General features: G+C 71.5%; 24 protein-coding genes. All 24 read right to left on the minus strand.

Translation table 11 applies throughout. The features are described from left to right. Positions 1-12: 12 nt before the first annotated feature. The 24 genes from ACWD4O_RS10180 to ACWD4O_RS10295 all read right to left on the minus strand — a co-directional run bounded on the left by ACWD4O_RS10180 (position 13) and on the right by ACWD4O_RS10295 (position 15,516). On the minus strand, positions 13-192 hold the full coding sequence (locus tag ACWD4O_RS10180) for a hypothetical protein (protein WP_451279218.1): 180 nt from the start codon (positions 190-192) through the stop codon (positions 13-15). Then, positions 192-530, minus strand: coding sequence for a hypothetical protein (locus ACWD4O_RS10185; RefSeq protein ID WP_358809287.1), 339 nt, complete (start codon positions 528-530; stop codon positions 192-194). The genes ACWD4O_RS10180 and ACWD4O_RS10185 overlap by 1 nt, the downstream gene beginning before the upstream one ends. Next, positions 530-889, minus strand: coding sequence for a head-tail adaptor protein (locus ACWD4O_RS10190; protein WP_451279220.1), 360 nt, complete (start codon positions 887-889; stop codon positions 530-532). Before ACWD4O_RS10190 ends, ACWD4O_RS10185 begins: the two co-directional genes overlap by 1 nt. Next, complete coding sequence (locus ACWD4O_RS10195) at positions 886-1,479, minus strand: hypothetical protein (protein WP_451279222.1); 594 nt, start codon at positions 1,477-1,479, stop codon at positions 886-888. The genes ACWD4O_RS10190 and ACWD4O_RS10195 overlap by 4 nt, the downstream gene beginning before the upstream one ends. 19 nt (positions 1,480-1,498) lie before the next feature. Next, positions 1,499-1,972 (minus strand): hypothetical protein, encoded by a 474-nt coding sequence (locus ACWD4O_RS10200; RefSeq protein WP_451279224.1) that lies wholly within the window; start codon positions 1,970-1,972, stop codon positions 1,499-1,501. Between the two features lies 1 nt (position 1,973). Next, positions 1,974-2,339, minus strand: coding sequence for a hypothetical protein (locus tag ACWD4O_RS10205; RefSeq protein WP_358809291.1), 366 nt, complete (start codon positions 2,337-2,339; stop codon positions 1,974-1,976). Positions 2,340-2,354: 15 nt separating this feature from the next. Beyond that, positions 2,355-3,218 (minus strand): phage major capsid protein, encoded by an 864-nt coding sequence (locus ACWD4O_RS10210; RefSeq protein ID WP_358809292.1) that lies wholly within the window; start codon positions 3,216-3,218, stop codon positions 2,355-2,357. Between the two features lie 15 nt (positions 3,219-3,233). Continuing rightward, on the minus strand, positions 3,234-3,995 hold the full coding sequence (locus tag ACWD4O_RS10215) for a hypothetical protein (protein ID WP_451279227.1): 762 nt from the start codon (positions 3,993-3,995) through the stop codon (positions 3,234-3,236). Between the two features lie 44 nt (positions 3,996-4,039). Then, a complete protein-coding gene (locus ACWD4O_RS10220) occupies positions 4,040-5,023 on the minus strand; it encodes a VG15 protein (protein ID WP_451279229.1) in 984 nt (327 codons plus the stop codon). Beyond that, a complete protein-coding gene (locus tag ACWD4O_RS10225) occupies positions 5,020-6,501 on the minus strand; it encodes a phage portal protein (RefSeq protein ID WP_451279231.1) in 1,482 nt (493 codons plus the stop codon). Before ACWD4O_RS10225 ends, ACWD4O_RS10220 begins: the two co-directional genes overlap by 4 nt. A 10-nt stretch (positions 6,502-6,511) precedes the next feature. Next, positions 6,512-8,137: a hypothetical protein gene (locus ACWD4O_RS10230; protein WP_451279233.1), complete on the minus strand. Its 1,626-nt coding sequence runs from the start codon at positions 8,135-8,137 to the stop codon at positions 6,512-6,514. Continuing rightward, positions 8,121-8,597 (minus strand): hypothetical protein, encoded by a 477-nt coding sequence (locus tag ACWD4O_RS10235; RefSeq protein WP_451279235.1) that lies wholly within the window; start codon positions 8,595-8,597, stop codon positions 8,121-8,123. The genes ACWD4O_RS10230 and ACWD4O_RS10235 overlap by 17 nt, the downstream gene beginning before the upstream one ends. A 164-nt stretch (positions 8,598-8,761) precedes the next feature. After that, positions 8,762-9,115 (minus strand): hypothetical protein, encoded by a 354-nt coding sequence (locus tag ACWD4O_RS10240; protein WP_451279237.1) that lies wholly within the window; start codon positions 9,113-9,115, stop codon positions 8,762-8,764. 87 nt (positions 9,116-9,202) lie between these two features. Further along, positions 9,203-9,640, minus strand: coding sequence for a hypothetical protein (locus ACWD4O_RS10245; protein WP_451279239.1), 438 nt, complete (start codon positions 9,638-9,640; stop codon positions 9,203-9,205). A gap of 86 nt (positions 9,641-9,726) precedes the next feature. After that, on the minus strand, positions 9,727-9,936 hold the full coding sequence (locus tag ACWD4O_RS10250; RefSeq protein WP_451279241.1) for a hypothetical protein: 210 nt from the start codon (positions 9,934-9,936) through the stop codon (positions 9,727-9,729). Between the two features lie 9 nt (positions 9,937-9,945). Next, positions 9,946-10,167, minus strand: a complete 222-nt coding sequence (locus ACWD4O_RS10255; protein ID WP_451279243.1) for a hypothetical protein — start codon at positions 10,165-10,167, stop codon at positions 9,946-9,948. A 188-nt stretch (positions 10,168-10,355) separates the two neighbouring features. Beyond that, complete coding sequence (locus ACWD4O_RS10260) at positions 10,356-10,556, minus strand: hypothetical protein (RefSeq protein ID WP_451279245.1); 201 nt, start codon at positions 10,554-10,556, stop codon at positions 10,356-10,358. Between the two features lie 391 nt (positions 10,557-10,947). Further along, positions 10,948-13,044 carry a cell division protein FtsK gene (locus tag ACWD4O_RS10265; protein ID WP_451279247.1) on the minus strand — a complete coding sequence of 699 codons (2,097 nt, stop codon included), beginning with the start codon at positions 13,042-13,044 and terminating at the stop codon, positions 10,948-10,950. Positions 13,045-13,130: 86 nt separating this feature from the next. Then, positions 13,131-13,316 (minus strand): DUF6257 family protein, encoded by a 186-nt coding sequence (locus ACWD4O_RS10270; protein WP_451279249.1) that lies wholly within the window; start codon positions 13,314-13,316, stop codon positions 13,131-13,133. A gap of 2 nt (positions 13,317-13,318) precedes the next feature. Beyond that, a complete protein-coding gene (locus tag ACWD4O_RS10275) occupies positions 13,319-13,633 on the minus strand; it encodes a hypothetical protein (protein ID WP_451279251.1) in 315 nt (104 codons plus the stop codon). Then, positions 13,630-13,788: a hypothetical protein gene (locus tag ACWD4O_RS10280; RefSeq protein WP_451279253.1), complete on the minus strand. Its 159-nt coding sequence runs from the start codon at positions 13,786-13,788 to the stop codon at positions 13,630-13,632. Before ACWD4O_RS10280 ends, ACWD4O_RS10275 begins: the two co-directional genes overlap by 4 nt. After that, the gene (locus tag ACWD4O_RS10285) at positions 13,785-14,780 is read right to left on the minus strand and encodes a DUF2637 domain-containing protein (protein WP_451279255.1); all 996 of its coding nucleotides are present in this window, start codon (positions 14,778-14,780) and stop codon (positions 13,785-13,787) included. The genes ACWD4O_RS10280 and ACWD4O_RS10285 overlap by 4 nt, the downstream gene beginning before the upstream one ends. Next, on the minus strand, positions 14,777-15,196 hold the full coding sequence (locus ACWD4O_RS10290) for a hypothetical protein (protein WP_451279257.1): 420 nt from the start codon (positions 15,194-15,196) through the stop codon (positions 14,777-14,779). The genes ACWD4O_RS10285 and ACWD4O_RS10290 overlap by 4 nt, the downstream gene beginning before the upstream one ends. Continuing rightward, positions 15,193-15,516 carry a hypothetical protein gene (locus ACWD4O_RS10295; RefSeq protein WP_451279259.1) on the minus strand — a complete coding sequence of 108 codons (324 nt, stop codon included), beginning with the start codon at positions 15,514-15,516 and terminating at the stop codon, positions 15,193-15,195. The genes ACWD4O_RS10290 and ACWD4O_RS10295 overlap by 4 nt, the downstream gene beginning before the upstream one ends. Positions 15,517-15,556: the final 40 nt, after the last annotated feature.

Raw genomic sequence — 15,556 nt, forward strand, 5'->3', positions numbered from 1 at the left:
ACGCGCCACGGGTCACCTCCGCTTGTCGAGGAGCCGGCGGATCTGGTGCAGTTCGCCGGCGACGGCGAGCAGCGCCCACGCGATCGCCTGGGGAACGTCGACGTCGTGCCCCAGGCCGAGGAACCCTTCGGCCTCGCGCCGGCACTCCTGCGGCTCCATCTGCGGCAGGCCGCCGCCCTCCTGGCCGGGCATCAGGTGCCCAGCTCGAACGGCCTCACGGTCACGGACGTGACGGCGCTGTAGGTGATCGCCGCCCGTCCGGTCGAGCCGCGGAAGATGTTGGTCAGCGGGATGATGGCGTGCTTGCCCGCGGCGACGACGACCGCCACGTCGGCGATGGCAAGCCCGGACACCGTGCCCGGGGTGGCGATCGTCACCGTCTTGGAGGACGCGTCGGCGTTGTTGACGTACAGGAACCTTCCGGGTCCGACGGGGGCGGTGTCGCCGCCGCCGGCCGCGGCGGTCGCCTGGGCGGCCATGTCGGCGATGCCGGTGGCGACCGGCACTGTGACGAGGCTGAGGTCAGCCATCAGCTTTCTCCTTCTGCCTGGATCAGCTCGACGAGAGCTTTGGAGTAGACGGGGGTGGAGGGCTGGACGACCGACTGCACTCGGAACACCTGCGCGGTGCCGAGCGCGTCGGTGCCGCGCAGTTCGTCGCCGCGGCGGACGTCCGCGCGCGGTAGCAGGTAGACGTCGTGCGAGTGGCGGGAGCTGGTCGACGCGGCGACCATCCGCTCGGTGGCCGTGGGCTGGTCGACCTTCGCCCGCACGTTGCCCACCTCGACGAGCGTGGTGGTCTGGCCGCCAGAGCCGTCGTCGGCCGCCTGCGGACGCCACACCGTGAGCGCGCGGTTGAGGTAGCGGCGGACGCCGGCGCGGCCCCTCACCGCGACCTCACCAGCGCCGCGCCCCCGCCGAAGCGTGCGGCCAGCCGCTCGCGGAGGTAGTCGGGCAGCTCCATGCCGGTGATCAGTCCGGTGTCCCCGTAGGTGACGGAGTAGTCGCCGATCCGTTCGGAGCGGATGTCTCCGGCGGCCAGGCCCGCGCCCTCGGGGTCGGCTCGGTAGTCGGCCAGCGCCCCCGCGGCGATCCGGCACACCAGGTCGACGATGTCCGACGGGACGTCGGCCAGGCCGTGGGTCTGGACCACCTCGACGTCGGACGGGCCGAATCCGGGCGACCAGCCGCACGCCCGCCACAGGCGGTGGGAGCGCAGCCGCCAGTCGGTGACCGCCTCCCCGTCGATCTCCACCGTCGCCACCGACTGAATCGGTGGGCCGGGCAGCGTCAGCCATTCGGTGACCGGCCCTTCCAGGGTGACGGTTGAGGTGGTCTGTGAGATCGGCACGCCCGCGGCTTCCCGGACGGCGGTGGAGGCGACGTCGAGGTAGGTCTCCGCGACGGTCTCCTCCTCCGCTGTCACGGTCAGGCCGCGCGCGGCGAGGTCGGCCGTGGTCGCCAGAGCAGCGAGCGCCATGACGCCCCCTTTCCTCGCCTCAGGCGAACAGGGCGATCAGGTCGTCCTTGGTGTACGCCTCGGCGTCCTCGCGGGACATGCGGCCCGACCGCACCGTGTAGTCGATCCACGCGGCCTTGTCGGCTGCCTCGTCCGGGCGCCCGTCGCCCGGGCGCGCGGCGGGGGCGGGCTGCTCGGGCAGTTCCTGAAGCTGCGCCTTGGTCATCGCCTCGGCGTCCGTCTCGGGGATGGCGTGCACGGCCATGGCCCACAGGACCCAGTCGTCCTTGCCCGCCCGTGCGCCTGGGCGCGGGACCAGGCCGTCGGTCAGCGCGCTGCTCTTCGCGGCGGCCGCCTTCGGCGCGGGTGCGGGTGCGGCGTAGTACGGAGAGCCGTCCTCGTTGACGCGCTGGATCGCCCCGCGGTCGAGGCGCTCCTGGATGCTCTCGGGCAGGGGCAGGTCCATCGCGAAGATGGCGCCGCCCTCGCCCCGGACGTGAATGGTCTCGGCCATGTCAGGTGTTCCTCGGGACCTTGAAGGCGGTGACGGTCATCGCGACCGAGGTCTCGACGATCAGCGATCCGTCGTTCTGGACGAACCGGCCCGATTCCACGGGGCCGATCCACTGGGTGGCGCCGTTGGCGACGGTGACCGCCAGGTTTCCCTGGCCGGCGGCGATGGCCAGCGGCAGGGAGCCCGCCAGCACGGTCGCGGTACCGGATCCGCCGGAGGCGTTCGACACCCGCAGCACGGTCAGTTCCGGGAAGGCGTTGGCGACCTGGCCGCCGTTGCCGGCGCCGGAGGTGACCGCGGTACCGGCCGGGTCGGCCAGGCTGCTGTTGGGGGCGAGGTTGCTGTACGCGACAGCGGTGCGTGCCATGGTTCAGCTCTCCGATCAGGCGGCGGGGTTGATGAACGCGGCGGTCAGGTGGTCCGGGCGGATCACCTTCGCGCCGTACAGGGCCAGGCCCTTGACGGCGTCGCTGAAGGACGACTCGGGGCGGTACGCCTCGGTCTTGTTGATCTGCTCCGCGAACGTGATGGCCGCGCCCACGCCGGCCTGGACGACTGTGGTGTCGCCGGTCGGGACGGGGCAGTTGTTCGACTCGTAGATGTCGAAGTTCGCCGCGCGCCCGACGAGCCCGTTGCGCAGACCCGCGTCGGTGCCGGCCTCGTCGGACTTGATGAAGCGGGAGTCGAGCAGCAGCGACGCGTAGAACTCCGGCGGGACGATCACGTACCGGCCCGCGCTGGGCACGTTCGCCTTGGTGAGCTTGGTGCGCAGCGGGACGAGCACCTTGTCGTAGGCGTCGGTCGGCGTGGTGTACGTGTCGATCGGCGAGCCGACCAGGTTGAGGAAGTTCGCCGATGCGATCTGCGTGTACAGGGCGGCCACGTACTGGTCGATGGTGTCGGCCAGGCCGAACGCGGCCTCGGACATGGCCTGCGGGATCAGGTTGGACTTGGCCTGCCGCTTGTCGACGTCGTCGATGGAGAACGCCCAGTACTTCGACTGGTCGACGACCAGGGTGCGCTGGCCGGTGGTCAGCTTCTCCGGGGTGATGGTCGTCGTGCCGGGCACGTAGGTGCCGATCGCCGGCCGGGACACCGAGGTGATGCGGACGGTGTCGCCCGCCTCGCTGATCTCGCCCTCGTAGTCACGGTTCACCACGTTCGGCGCCGCGTAGACGAGGGCCTTGCGGGTCGCGACGAGCAGTCGCGAGCTCCAGATTTCGGGAACGAAGTTCCGCACGGTCATGGGTCTGCCTCCTGGCTACTTGCCCGCCATGAGGTCGTCGAGCCGCCCGTCGATGCGGGCCTTTTCGATCGCCTCGGGGGTCATGGTCTTGAGGTCCTGCTGGGTGAGCTGCTTCGGCCGGGACGCCTTGCGCGCCGCTCCGCCGTCGCCGGTGCCCTGGAACCTCTTCGCCGTTGCGGCTGCCAGGTAGGGCTTGGACTTGACCAGCTCGTCGATCGCGTCGGCGACCTCGTCGCTGTCGACGTTGCCGTCGTCGTCGACCTCGAACTGGTCGAGGTCGAGGAACTTGAAGGCGTCGGCCGGGTCCGCGAGCTTGCCCGCGGCGGCGGCCTTCACCTCAGCCCGCAGGATGCGGGTGTTCGCCTTGGCGAGGGCGTCCTGCTCCGCCTTGCGGCGCACAGTCTCGGCCTCGTCCGCGCCGTCCTTCTGCGCGAGCTGCTCTTCGAGCTGCTTGCGCTTGTCGCGCTCGCTCTTCCACTTGCCCTTCATGGAGGCGAGCGCCCGCTTGCCCTTGTCGCCGAGCGCGTCGGCGTCGTCCTGGTCGTCGTCGTCGCCGTCGCTGGCGTCGGCTCTGTCGCCTTGGTCGTCGTCCGATCCGCCGTCGTCCTGGTCGTCGTCGGAGTCGTCTCCGTCGTCGTCCTGGTCGTCGTCGGCGCTGTCGTCGTCCTGGTCGTCGCCGCCGGCGTAGAACACCGGCGACCACGGGCCGGTCGGGTAGGGGCGGGACCAGCCGGCCGCGTGGCGGCGGGCATGGCGGGGCAGCGTGAAGAGATCCATCGGTGTGCTCCCATTGCGGGGGTGAGACCGGGCGTTGCGCGCGGTCAGTACAGGTAGCCGTGCAGGCGCAGCAGCCGCATGGCGTGCGCCCGGTCGTCGGCGATGCGGAAGATCTCTTCCGGCATGAGGCGGGCCCGCTCGGGGCGGAACCCGCGGATGGACTGGCTGCGGGGGATGGCGCCCTCGCCCTGCAAGCGGCGGAACTCCCGCCGGCGGAACTCACCGCGCACGCTGCCCTCGGTCGTGGTGGCCAGGCGGCGCCCCTCGACGGTGGCCGAGGCCATGCCGCGCCGGGCGTTGACGACCTGCGCCAGGTCGGCGCCGTCGTCGATCGCCTTGACGGCCGCCTCCCCGAACGTCCGCTTCCGCTCCGGCTCGGACATGGCGTCGTACAACTGCTGCGGGCTCGACGGCTTCGGACGGTGCTCGCGGGTGACGGGCTCCATCCCGCAGTGACAGCGCGGATGCCGCGCGAACGCAGCGCTCACGCCGTACTCGCGGCCCGCGAGGACCACGCACCTCGAGCAGGCCCCGCCCTCGACGACCCGCACATACGACGTCACGGCAGGGCGGGCCGTCATGCCCACCGAGTCCGCGGCCCGGCCCGCGTCCGCCACCGCGGTACGCACCATCAGGTCAAGGAGCAACTGCCCGCGCGCCATCGCCTGCACCACGGGCACGCCCCGGGTGACCAGCCGCAGCGCCGTCCACACCGGAACCTGCAACGCCTGGACGAGCGGGGTCCCGTCACCGGTCACCCCGGACAGCGACGCCGGGTTGAGCCGGTCCGACTCCGCCTGCCCGTCGTCCAGGCCGAGCAGCTGCTCAAGCCACGGCTCCGTACTCTGCGCGGCGGCGAGCTGCGCACCGGCGACCGCGGCGATGACCGGGCCGAGGGCGGCGAGCCACGATGGGCCCGGCGCGTCCCGGTCGACCTTCCGCCATGCCAGACGTGCGGCCCGTGCGGCGGCCAGGGCCAGACGCAGCCGGGCCGTGGCGTGCGCGACGGCCATCGGAGACGGGCTCACGCCGCGGCCTCCTCATCTTCATCGCCGTCGTCCGGCTCCGTGACAGGTTGCGGCGCGGGGGCCGCGGTCTGCGTGAGTTGCCGGGTGATCTCCGAGACGGGGTCCATCTCCATCTCCCGCTCCCGCAGGGCGACCACCTCCGATACCTCCGTCGGGGTGAGGCCGTACCGCAGGGCCAGCCACTCGAAGGGGAAGCCCAGCTGCTTCAGCTTCAGCAGCGCGTCCGCGAGCTGCGCGTGCGAGCGGGACTCGGTCTCCGCCCACAGCACCCGCCCGGAACGCAGCGCCTCCGCCTTGCGGTCGTCGCCCTTGGCCAGCGCGATCAGCCGCGCCGTCTCCCGCAGGCCCTGCCCGTACCAGAGGGTCTTCTCGTCGCAGCGTTTGACCAGGCCGGTCTCGGCGGCGAGCAGCGCGCCCTCGGCCAGGTTCGCCATCTTCCCGATGAGGTAGTGCTGCGGGGTGCGGGTCTGCGCGGCCAGGTGTCCTACTGCGACCTCGATCATGCCGGTGTACGCGGCCAGGTTCGCCGCCTGCCACTCGGCGATCCGCGCGTCCTTGCCGGTGATCCACGCGACGCGGTCGATCTGGAACTTGTCCAGGTCCACGGGCTGTTTGCCGACGACCTCGCCGGCCGAGTTCAGCTTCGGGAGCATCGGCCGCTCGGCGCCGAGGACGACCCGCTGCGGGAACGAGGCGTAGTCGGAGGCGGTGAACATCTGCGCCCACAGCAGGTTGATCGCGTCCTGCATCGCCACCACACCGGCGACGTCGCTGATGGGGTCCTCCACCAGCATCGGCTTGTTCGGGAGCTCCACCATCGGCACCACGCCCATGGGGTTGGGCTGCGGGTTGGGCTCGTCGCCCGTCTCCCGCGGCGTCCACCTCTTCAGCTCCTCGTCGACGTCCGCCATCTGCGGGGACTTGTCCTGCTGCTGCAGCGGCCGGCAGAACTTCCACACCTCAGTCTTCAGGTACAGGGTGGCGTAGTCCTGGTTGCCGTCCTGCCACCGCTTCAGCGCGGCCCGCCGCAGCCGGCGCGAGCCCGGCTCGTAGGCGACGATGCACTGCGAGGCGTCCTCGAACGTCACGCACGGCATGTCCGGGTCGTCGGGGTCGCCCCACACCAGCACGAAACACCTGGCGCCGGTGACCGCGCCGAGAAACCCCAGCTGGCTGTCGGCGTCCAGGCCGTTGACCTGCCACACCCGCCACAGGTCCTTGTCCGCGCTGGTCTCGCCGTCGGCCAGGAACCCCGTCACCGTCAGCCGCTCCACCGGGCTGTCGGCCACGACCTGCACCCAGTTGTCGGAGAACTCGCGGTAGCGGTCGCCGTGGAATTTCGCGAACTCCGTCGAGGCGAACCGCAGCGGATGCTTGCCGCGGTAGTAGGCGTTGTGCCGGTCGATGTCGCCGCGCCGCCGGATCAGTTCGTTCTCCAGCAGCGCGACCAGTTGGAGAGCCTGCGCCTCCGTAGCCATCGGGCCCTCCTCAGCTTCCGTAGTAGTAGGACACTTCGCGCTCGGCCAGGCCCGCGGCGATGACGTCGCCGAGCGCCTCGTGGGCGAGGATGCTCGGGATCGTGGCGTCGATCTTCTGGGTGGGGCTCGCCTTGCGCAGCACGTACCGGTCCATCGGCCGCGCTGCTGCACGGGTGTGCTCGATGTGCTTCTGCGTGATCTCGCAGCCGTCGTGCCGGAACGTGCTGTCCCGCTTGACGACGTCGGTCTTCAGCCGCTCACACGCGGCGTGCATCTGGACGATGCGCCGGGTGTGCCACCGGATGACCCGCTCCTCGCCGAAGTCGTCCACCCAGTCGTCGATCTCGGTCTCCCAGTAGGGCGGATCCGCGTAGAGGCGCACCACGTCGTACCGGCGAAACACCTGCTCCATCGCGGCGCGCACCTCAGCGCGCGGGACCTGGCCGCCGGTGTCGGCCGGGTTCCAGATAGTCGGCTCGTCGTTCGGCCCGTAGAGCGGGGTGAACTGGTAACCGTCCATCGTCTCGGCGCGGATCGCCGTCCAGTCGTCGCTGTCAGATCCGTCGAAGCCGAGCACGATCCGTGTCATCGGACGGACTCGCCGAGGCTTCGCCTTCGCCGCCCACTTCGCCCCGTCCAGCCACGAAGCCGAACCGGCGACGCACCGGTTGCCGAAGAACCTCTCGCCCTGCGCCGGATCCTTCTCCATGATCTCGGCGGTCTCGGCCTCGATCGCGTCCAGGTCGACGTGCGACGAGCCCGCGTACACCACCGCGTGGATCTTCCGACGGTCCCGCTTGTTGCTGTACGACAGGGACTTCGGCGCTTCCGGGTGGTACTTGAAGACGTCCTTCGCCTTGGCCTCGGCGGTCGTCTGCGCGACCGAGTTCTCCGACGGGTCCCACGCGTTCGTCGTCTCCATCGAGCGGCCGCCCATGCCGGCCGTGCCGCGGCGCTGGGTCTCGGCGACCCGGCGCAGCTTGTTCGCCGTCGTGTACAGGCCGGTCTCGTCCTGCATCGCGAAGATGATCGGGTTGCCCAGCCGGCTCATGGCGGACGACGTGACGGTGTCGATGCGGCCGTCGTCGCCGACGCGGGTGAACTCCTCGCCGACCGACATCATCTCTGCGAGCGGGCCCCGCTTGACCATCGCCTGCAGCGGCCGGTACACGTTCGCGACCTGGTCCTCGGACGTCGCCGTCAGCTGGATCAGCGGCGTCGGCCACGGCGTCCCCATCGGGTCGCCCGGCTGGTAGTCGTACCACCATCCGCAGCCGCAGCCGTGATCCGAGCAGCGGTAGCGCTCGTCGCCGCGGGCCCACCCGTCGAAGACGACCGGGCCCGCGGCTTCGGCCAGGACGATGGTCGCCGACCACGGGCCCTTGCCGGTCTTCTGCGGAGCCACCACCTGCGAGCGCCGGTAGTGGAACGCGGGCGCCAGCTGCCCCACGCTCGCGCCCGGGCGCACGCGGTAGTGGTTGGCCGTGCACCACAGCTGCCACGGGTACAGCTCGAGGTCCTCGCCCGCCCGGAACCCGTCCGGGACGGGGCAGTGCGCTTCGATCCAGTCGGGCACGATCCACAGGGTGGGGAAGTCGACGACGAACTCGGGCCCGGCGTCAGGCCCCTTCGCCACTGGGTACGACCTTCAGCCTGTCCCGCGCCGAGGGGCGCCGCGCGGGCGCGGCCGCCGGAGCGGTCTCGGCCGGCTCCTCGACGGCCGGGGCGACCTTCCACCGGTTGCGGTTCATGCCCGTCACGCTCAGCCCGAGCGAGTCGAGGTAGCCGCGCACCATCTTCTTCACGTCCACCCGGCCGTCGACGCGCTCGGCCTCGGCCAGCGTCCGCACGAACAGCGCGACCTCCAGCTCCTGGCCCATGTCCTCCCACGCCACGGCCTGCGGCTTCGACCACAGCTCGTCCCACAGATCCAGCTCACGGTCAGCGGGCGTCGTCAGCGGCCACTCGGGCGCCGGCGCGCCGCGGCCCTCGGCCGGCAGAGTTCTCCAGCCGCCCTTGTCCGCGGTCCTGCTGCTGCGCAGCGACCGGGGATCCGGCGCCGGTCCGGAGACTGCGCGAGCTCCACCACGGGGCATGTCGATCACTCCTTCAACGCGCTGCATTGCGCAGCACCATGCCGTCACATTGCGTGACAGCGGGGACCCTATGAACCCGTCGGACCTTCGAGCGCCCTCCCCCGCGCTGCTCCACCCCCGGCCGGCCAGGGGTCACCCCCCTGGGTCGGTGACCGAAAGTGATTTCAAAATCCCCAGGTTTCTGCCGCGGTTTTGCGGGAGTGGTGCCGCTTGCTCATGGCCTGCCAGTTGGACGGGTCGAAGCCGCGCGGGCCGCGCGGGCCGAGGCCGTCGATGTGGTCGACCTCGGTCGCAAGGTCGCGCTGCAGCATGGGGAGGGCTGAGCAGGCGTGGCACTCGCACCAGGGATGGTCACGCAGGTACTCGGCGCTGGCCTTGCGCCAGTCCGCGTTGTATCCGCGTGCGTTGGGTGATGGCCTGGCTGCCCTGGCCTTGGCTGCGCAGGGATCGCACTTCCCGCCTGGGGTGAGCGTCGGGCATCCGGGCGTGGGGCAGACCTGCAGCGCCTTGCGCGCCATGGCCTCCTCCGCGGGCATGAGCGCGGCCCCGTACCTGGTGGGTACGGGGCCGCGGGTGGCAGGGCACCGAGGTGCCTAAGGGGTAGCTCAGAAGTCGGGGCAGATGTACTTGTGGGCCACGTTGAGGATCTTGGTCGCGGTGGCGGTGTCGCGGCCCTCGGGATGGTCCGGCGAGGTGAAGCGCGAGCCGGTCGTCTTCACCTGCAGCGCCTTGTCGTCGGGGTAGCGCTTGATGCCGCTGCAGCTGTCGATGCCGCGGCTGATCGCCTTGTCTTCCTTGCCGTGGACGATGTCCGCGTCGATGGCGTCGAGGGCTTTGATGTAGGCGGCCCATTCCGCCGGTTGCGGGGTGGGCGGGAGGCCGGCCGCCTCTCGGGCCGCGGCTTTCTGCTCGTCCGTGATCCCCGATGCGGTGGGCGTGGCCTTGGCCGTCGCAGTGTCATTGCCGGTGACGTCTTCGCTGGCGCTGCAGGCTGTGAGAGCGATGGCGGCGATGGCGGCGGCAGCGGCTGTGCGGATGCGCATGGTCCCCCCTGGGTCCGTGTGGCTGAGGGGGCATCATGCGCTGCCGTTGGCCCGGTCGGTGGCGGTGTGTCCGTCTTGTGACGTCGTCAGAGTCGGCGGATGCCGATGGCGAGCGACAGCCGGACGAGGCGGGCGCGCTCGCGGGTGGCGGCGGGCAGCTCGATGGGGGCTGGATCGCAGCAGCCCTTGAGGCAGGTGCTGTGTCCGTCCGAGACGAGGTGGACGTGGTGGCCGTCGCGGGCGAGCAGGTGGGCCGCCTCGGCCGCGGTGCGGGGGGCCGGGCTTCTGGTGGGCATGGGTGGGCCCTACGCGCGGCGGGCCCGTGCGTGGGCCCACTTGAGGCAGTAGGCGTACCTGCCTACGACCACGGCCAGGCCGATCGTGGCTCGGGTGTCGCTGTTCGCGTACCGGTTCCACATCGCACGGGTGCCGCCGGGGGCGGCCGGATACCGGTACACCTTCGGCCAGTGGTACTCGGGGTAGAAGACGCTCTCGGGCTCTGTGGTGAGGACGGCGAAGTCGGGCATTGTGGGTCCCTCCTGCTGTCGGGTGGGATGGGCGACGGCGCGGCCAGGCTCCCGTCCTCCGCGCCGTCGCCCAGGCACGACGAAGCCCCCCGGGGTTCAGGTCACCGGGGGGCTCGTGTGCGTCTGTGGGGCCCGGGCATCCGGGCATGGCTCTACACGCAGATCGTTACACCGGGCTGGCCTGCAGGTCAAGCGACCTTGACAGCCAAGCGCTTCGCAGCGAGGGCGGCGACGTCGCTGGCGGCGTACCAGGGCTGGCGCGGGGTTCCGCCGACGCGGGCGAGTTGGCCGCGGTGGACGAGCAGCCGGACGCCGCCGAGGGTGATGCCGAGGACGCGGGCGGTCTGGTGGGCGGTGAGGTAGCCAGGGCGGATGATCTGTGACTCCATGCCTCCATGATGCGTCAGCGAGCGCCTGCTTCGTGGGTGCGTCGCCAGGCGTTATGAGCACGTCGGCCGGCGCGCAGCCGGAGCCTCTTGCCGCGGCAGCGCGGGCACGTCCGTGGCTTTCCGAACCGCTCGATCTGGCCCGCGCCGCGGCACCGGCGGCAGGGCGCGAACGGCTTCACGGCGCAGAGCACGGCGTAGTAGCCGAGGGCCGCGACGAGCGCGGCGCTAGCGATCAGCATGGGTGTCTGGATCCCTTCCTGGGGCGGTGTTTCCCGTTTCCCGGGCCCCTGCTGCTAGACGCTAGATGGCAGGTCAGGGGCCCGTTTTGGTGCTAGCGGAGGTGCTAGGCCTAGCAGGAGCAGGTGCTAGGCCTAGCGGCCGTTCTGGTGGGTCAGGCGGCGGCCCGGCCGGCGTCCCGGCGGGCGCGCGCGGCGGCCACGTCGGCCCGCTTGATGCCGCGCTTCGTGGTGCCCTTGCCGTCCTCCCCGGTGGCCCACACGTCCGCTGTGGCGATCCCCCAGGGCTTCAGGCTCGGGGCGACGGACGCGGTGGTCCACTCGCCGTAGACGTCGGGCCAGGCCTCGGCGAGGCGGGCGGCGATCCGCTCGCACCACAGCTGCTCGTCGTCGGCGCGGAACACCCTCAGGACGTCGCCGAGGACATCCATGCCGCGGGAGGTGGACGGGCCTTCGCCGAGGGCGTGGCCGGTGACGTTGCCGTAGTCCTCGCGCAGCTGCCGGGCGCGGGCGACGACGGCCTCGGCGCCGGGGCCGTCGACGAACGCGGACGCCGCGATCAGGGGGTCGTCGCCCTCGCCGGACATCCAGCAGATCCCGCGGTCCGAGCGGGAGAACATGGTGGCGCGGATGCCGGACTTGTAGGCGCCGGTGCCGAGGACCATGTCGTTGGCGGTGTGGCCCATGACCTTCAGGCAGAACCTGAGGACGGCGTTCGCTGAGATGCCGGGCGGGAGGCTCTTGGCGTCGGGGCGCTGGGTGGCGAACATGCCGACGATGCCGAGGGCCGGGCCGCGCTTGGCGACGTCCGTGCAGATGGATTCCAGCTCGGCGCCGTACTTCTCGTGCTCGAACGGGACCTGGCACTCGTCGAAGCTGACGACGATCGGGTGCAGTCCGAGGCTCTTGTCGCTGGCCAGGGCCGGAGTGACCTTCGATTCAGGGCAGCGGGACTTGGGCAGGTTGCGGATCACCTTCGCGCGGCGGCGCAGCTCCTCCTTCAGCTCGCGCATGGCGTGCAGGACGTACAGGAGGTCGTCGTCGTCCTCGCCGGACCGGTAGCGGTGGCAGACCGGTTCGAGGGGGCCGAGGTCGCCGGTGCCCTTGAAGTCGAAGGCGTAGAGGGCGGCGCGCGGGTCGAGGGCGGCGATGAGCAGGAGCAGCCTGAGCAGGAACGTCTTGCCCATGCGGGGGATGGAGCCGATGACGATGGAGGCGAACATGAGGGTGACACGAAGGTCGCGCATGCGCTGGTCGTTGGCGAAGACGACGGGCTTGAACAGGTCGACCTCACCTTCCTTGAGCAGCGGCCACGGCGGCTTGGTGGTCTCGTTCATGGGCTTGTCGCCGACCCAGAGGATCAGCCGGCCCTCGTGCTCGTCGGGGTCGCCGGACGGCCAGACGCAGCCGAGCTTGCGGCGCAGCCCGGAAGCGAGGGCCTGGCGCTGCTCCATGACGTCCTCGGGCACGACGCCGTAGGGCAGGTCGAGGTCGGCGCGGTAGCCGGGCCCGTCGCGGGTGATCTCGCTGGTGAAGCGCATGCCGTTCATGTCGCCGCCCTTCTTGATGGCGGCGGAGACGCGCGGGTTGCCGATGGCGTCGAGGGCGCGCAGCACGATGGTGCCGGTGAGCTTCTGCAGTTCGGTGCGCATCACGGCCGGGCCGATGACGGGGGCGTCGGGCTGCTGGCCGAAGTAGCCGAGGGTGAGCACGCCGCCGGCTGCGAACGGCCAGAGGAAGGCGGGGGCCATGACGTAGAGCCAGAGGGCGAAGCTGAGGCCGAACACGCAGGCCACGACGGTGACGAGGCCGCGCAGGCGGACGCGGTTGCCGCGGAGGCGGGCCAGGCGCATGTACTCCTCGACGTCCTCGGTGCGGACGGCGTAGTCCCGCAGGGGGGCGGCTTCGCGGTCCCACACCCAGCGGTTCGTGGAGGTGAGCAGGCGGGCGGTGCCGCGCGGGGCCATGAGGGCGAGCTGGACGCCGTACCAGGGGGCTCGAAGTCCGTGGTAGGCGGTGGCGTATCCGGCGTGGCCTGCGGCGCGTTCGACGGTGGCGAGGAGGTCACGGCGGGAGCGCAGCCAGGGGGCGACGATCGGGCGCCGCTTCTCGGTGGTCACCCCGGGGTCGGGGAGCTTGGGGTTGTCGACGGGGACGGGCGGGGCCGGGGCGGCGGGATCGGCCGGCGGGACGGCCTCGGCGGCGGGCGCGGCCGGGTGGTCGGTGATGGGCGGGGCGAGGGTGTCCGTCATCCTGGTCTCTCCGGTCGTTCTGTTGGGCGGTCCGGGACCCGGGGACGGCCGTTGACTTGGCGGTTTGGGCCGTCCCCGGGGCGTGGCTACTTCTTCTGCTTGCGGCGCAGGGCCGCTTCCTCGATGCGTTCGATGCGCGCTTTCAGGTCGGCGGTGTAGACGTTGCCGGTGCCGTCGTCGGCGAGGCCGCGTTTGGCCAGGCGGGCGCCGAGGGCGACGATGCGGATCTGCTCGCCGCGGGTGAAGTCGCTGAAGTTGAGGTCGTCGGCCATGGTCAGCGGCCCTTCTGGAAGTCGGCCCACAGGCCGCGGAGGACGAGGGCGAGGATCGCGACGGACACGGCTCCGATCGCGACGGCTACGGCGAAGAGCGAGGCGACCAGGCCGCCCGCGATGCCGAGGCCGCCGAGGACGAGCCACTTGCGGGCGTCGAACTCCGGGCGGGCCGGGGCAGGCGCGGTGGGCTGGGTCTGCTGCTGGGTGATCTGCTGGGCGGCGAGGACGGCGGCCACGATGCGGACGATGTCCGTGTTCTCGGCGGCCTCCACGACGGCGGCCTCGGCCTTGGCGAGCGGGTCTGTCTCGGTCACCGCGACCACCTCCGGCCGGCCAGGTGCGGGCGGGCGAAGACACCGGCGGCGGACGCGACGGTGACCGGCTGCAGCACCGAGCCGAGGGCCGTGAGCGGTAGGCCGAGCAGCAGCCACAGCAGGGCCAGGACGGCACCGAACAGGAGCGGTTTCACGGCCGGGCCTCCCCGGGGACGAGGGCCACGGTGACCACCTGGCGGCGCAGCTCTGCCGCGTCTCGGCGGGACAGACTGAACTCCTCGCGGAGTTGGTCGATGGTCACCGGCCTGCCCGTCGAGGTGACCAGCTCGCGGTTGAGCTTGGCGGCCCGTCGCCGCAGCTCGGACGGGGTGAGCGTGATGACCTCGGTGACCACCTGCCGGGGGGCCTCGGCACCCACCGAAGTGGTCACCGGGCTGGTCGTCTCGTCGGCCTGTTCGGAGCCGTCTCCGTACCCCTCGTGGTCGGGGTCGGGTGACCAGTTCCCGTCCGGGCCGGTTGCCCACTCCGGGTCTTCGGGCACCGGCCAGTCGATGTATCCGTTGGTGCTGCCGGACGGCATGTACTGCTGCCGGGAGTGGACGAAGACGAACGTCGGCTCCGGCTCCGGCCGTGCCACGATCGGCAGCATCTGCGCCCCGGCGGGTACCACCTTGGGCGGCTCCGGGAGAGCGCGCGGCTGGTCATCGGCGACGCGCTCCGGGACCACGGTGGTGGTCACCTCCGGGGCGGTGTCTGCGATTCGAGACACGGGCTCGTCGCGTCCGGTGAGGGCCTGGTGGACCTGCCGCATGAGCGCCCCGAACGCGAGCAGGGCGGCGGTGGGCGGCACGGCGGCGACCACGTAGTCGAGGACCTTGGCGGACGAGCCGACCCCGGCCACGTTCAGGGCGATCGAGGAGCCCGAGCCGACGACTGTGAGCCCGATCGCCCACCCGTCGACGCGGCCGGCGAGGGCGGCCCGCAGCATGAGCAGCTCGCCCGCGACGATGAACAGGTCCAGGGTCGCGGGCCAGGCCCACGCCCGGACTTCTTTGCCGCGCATGCCGTGGGCGAGGGCGACCTCGGCGAGGTGCGCGTAGGAGAGCCAGAACGCGGCTGCGGTCAGCGCGACGATGACCAGCCCAGCAGCGATGGCCAGGGCGCGAGAGGCGTCGAGCGTCTTCACTGGCCACCCCCGTATCGGGCCGGGTCGCAGATCTGGCAGACGTGTTCGGCGCCGCCGTCGTGGCACTTGTCGGTGCACCACCGACACCACGTCGAGTCCTTGTAGCGGGCGCGGCCATCGAACGCGGTGTCGGTGGGGTCGAAGGGGGTGAGGCAGCGGCGGCACCGGTTCTTCTCCCGCTCGGCGGCCTGGGCTTCCTCCTCCGCGATCTGCGTGCGCAGGTACGCGGTATTGAACAGGGCGGTGGCACCGGTGGGGGACTGGGCCTCGGCCAGGACTACGCGCACGGGCCTGGCACGGGACGACAACCGCTGCTCGTAGTCGGGGGTGTCGTACGGCAGGGTGAGCGCGTCCTGGACGGCGGCCAGGAGCGCGAGCAGGGCGGCGGTCTCGTTGGCGCTGGGCTTGTTCGTCATCGGCGCTCACCCTTCGCGCGGTTCTCGTCGCGGCTGGGCTGCGAGGGCTGCTCGGCGCCGAGGGCGCGGAGCAGGAGCCGGATGGCCTCGCGCACGGAGATGAGGCTGTCGCTGTCGATGAGCTGCTGGGCGACGCTGATGGCGACGTCGAGCTCGCTCGGCTCAGGCTGCGAGTCAAGGGAGGCCGGGTAGCGGCGAGCGAAGTTCGCGCGGGCCAGGCGGCCGGCCGGGCTGTGGTAGTCACGCCAGGCCGCACTGTGCAGCTTGGCGAGGGACGTGGAACTTGCGGGCGTGTTCGGGCCCGCGACATGATCGGTCATGCCGACTCCTGGTCGTATCAGGTAGTTCGGTGGAGGGTCG

The sequence above is a fragment of the Streptomyces sp. NPDC002623 genome (genome assembly GCF_053592635.1).

Excerpts from the sequence above, each read along its gene's own strand:
- ACWD4O_RS10210 (WP_358809292.1), bottom strand. The coding sequence starts at position 3,218 with ATGACCGTGCGGAACTTCGTTCCCGAAATCTGGAGCTCGCGACTGCTC.
- ACWD4O_RS10270 (WP_451279249.1), bottom strand. The coding sequence starts at position 13,316 with ATGGCCGACGACCTCAACTTCAGCGACTTCACCCGCGGCGAGCAGATC.
- ACWD4O_RS10225 (WP_451279231.1), bottom strand. The coding sequence starts at position 6,501 with ATGGCTACGGAGGCGCAGGCTCTCCAACTGGTCGCGCTGCTGGAGAAC.
- ACWD4O_RS10200 (WP_451279224.1), bottom strand. The coding sequence starts at position 1,972 with ATGGCCGAGACCATTCACGTCCGGGGCGAGGGCGGCGCCATCTTCGCG.
- ACWD4O_RS10295 (WP_451279259.1), bottom strand. The coding sequence starts at position 15,516 with ATGACCGATCATGTCGCGGGCCCGAACACGCCCGCAAGTTCCACGTCC.
- ACWD4O_RS10235 (WP_451279235.1), bottom strand. The coding sequence starts at position 8,597 with ATGCCCCGTGGTGGAGCTCGCGCAGTCTCCGGACCGGCGCCGGATCCC.
- ACWD4O_RS10290 (WP_451279257.1), bottom strand. The coding sequence starts at position 15,196 with ATGACGAACAAGCCCAGCGCCAACGAGACCGCCGCCCTGCTCGCGCTC.
- ACWD4O_RS10240 (WP_451279237.1), bottom strand. The coding sequence starts at position 9,115 with ATGGCGCGCAAGGCGCTGCAGGTCTGCCCCACGCCCGGATGCCCGACG.
- ACWD4O_RS10205 (WP_358809291.1), bottom strand. The coding sequence starts at position 2,339 with ATGGCACGCACCGCTGTCGCGTACAGCAACCTCGCCCCCAACAGCAGC.
- ACWD4O_RS10265 (WP_451279247.1), bottom strand. The coding sequence starts at position 13,044 with ATGACGGACACCCTCGCCCCGCCCATCACCGACCACCCGGCCGCGCCC.
- ACWD4O_RS10260 (WP_451279245.1), bottom strand. The coding sequence starts at position 10,556 with ATGGAGTCACAGATCATCCGCCCTGGCTACCTCACCGCCCACCAGACC.
- ACWD4O_RS10195 (WP_451279222.1), bottom strand. The coding sequence starts at position 1,479 with ATGGCGCTCGCTGCTCTGGCGACCACGGCCGACCTCGCCGCGCGCGGC.
- ACWD4O_RS10180 (WP_451279218.1), bottom strand. The coding sequence starts at position 192 with ATGCCCGGCCAGGAGGGCGGCGGCCTGCCGCAGATGGAGCCGCAGGAG.
- ACWD4O_RS10255 (WP_451279243.1), bottom strand. The coding sequence starts at position 10,167 with ATGCCCGACTTCGCCGTCCTCACCACAGAGCCCGAGAGCGTCTTCTAC.
- ACWD4O_RS10215 (WP_451279227.1), bottom strand. The coding sequence starts at position 3,995 with ATGGATCTCTTCACGCTGCCCCGCCATGCCCGCCGCCACGCGGCCGGC.
- ACWD4O_RS10245 (WP_451279239.1), bottom strand. The coding sequence starts at position 9,640 with ATGCGCATCCGCACAGCCGCTGCCGCCGCCATCGCCGCCATCGCTCTC.
- ACWD4O_RS10250 (WP_451279241.1), bottom strand. The coding sequence starts at position 9,936 with ATGCCCACCAGAAGCCCGGCCCCCCGCACCGCGGCCGAGGCGGCCCAC.
- ACWD4O_RS10185 (WP_358809287.1), bottom strand. The coding sequence starts at position 530 with ATGGCTGACCTCAGCCTCGTCACAGTGCCGGTCGCCACCGGCATCGCC.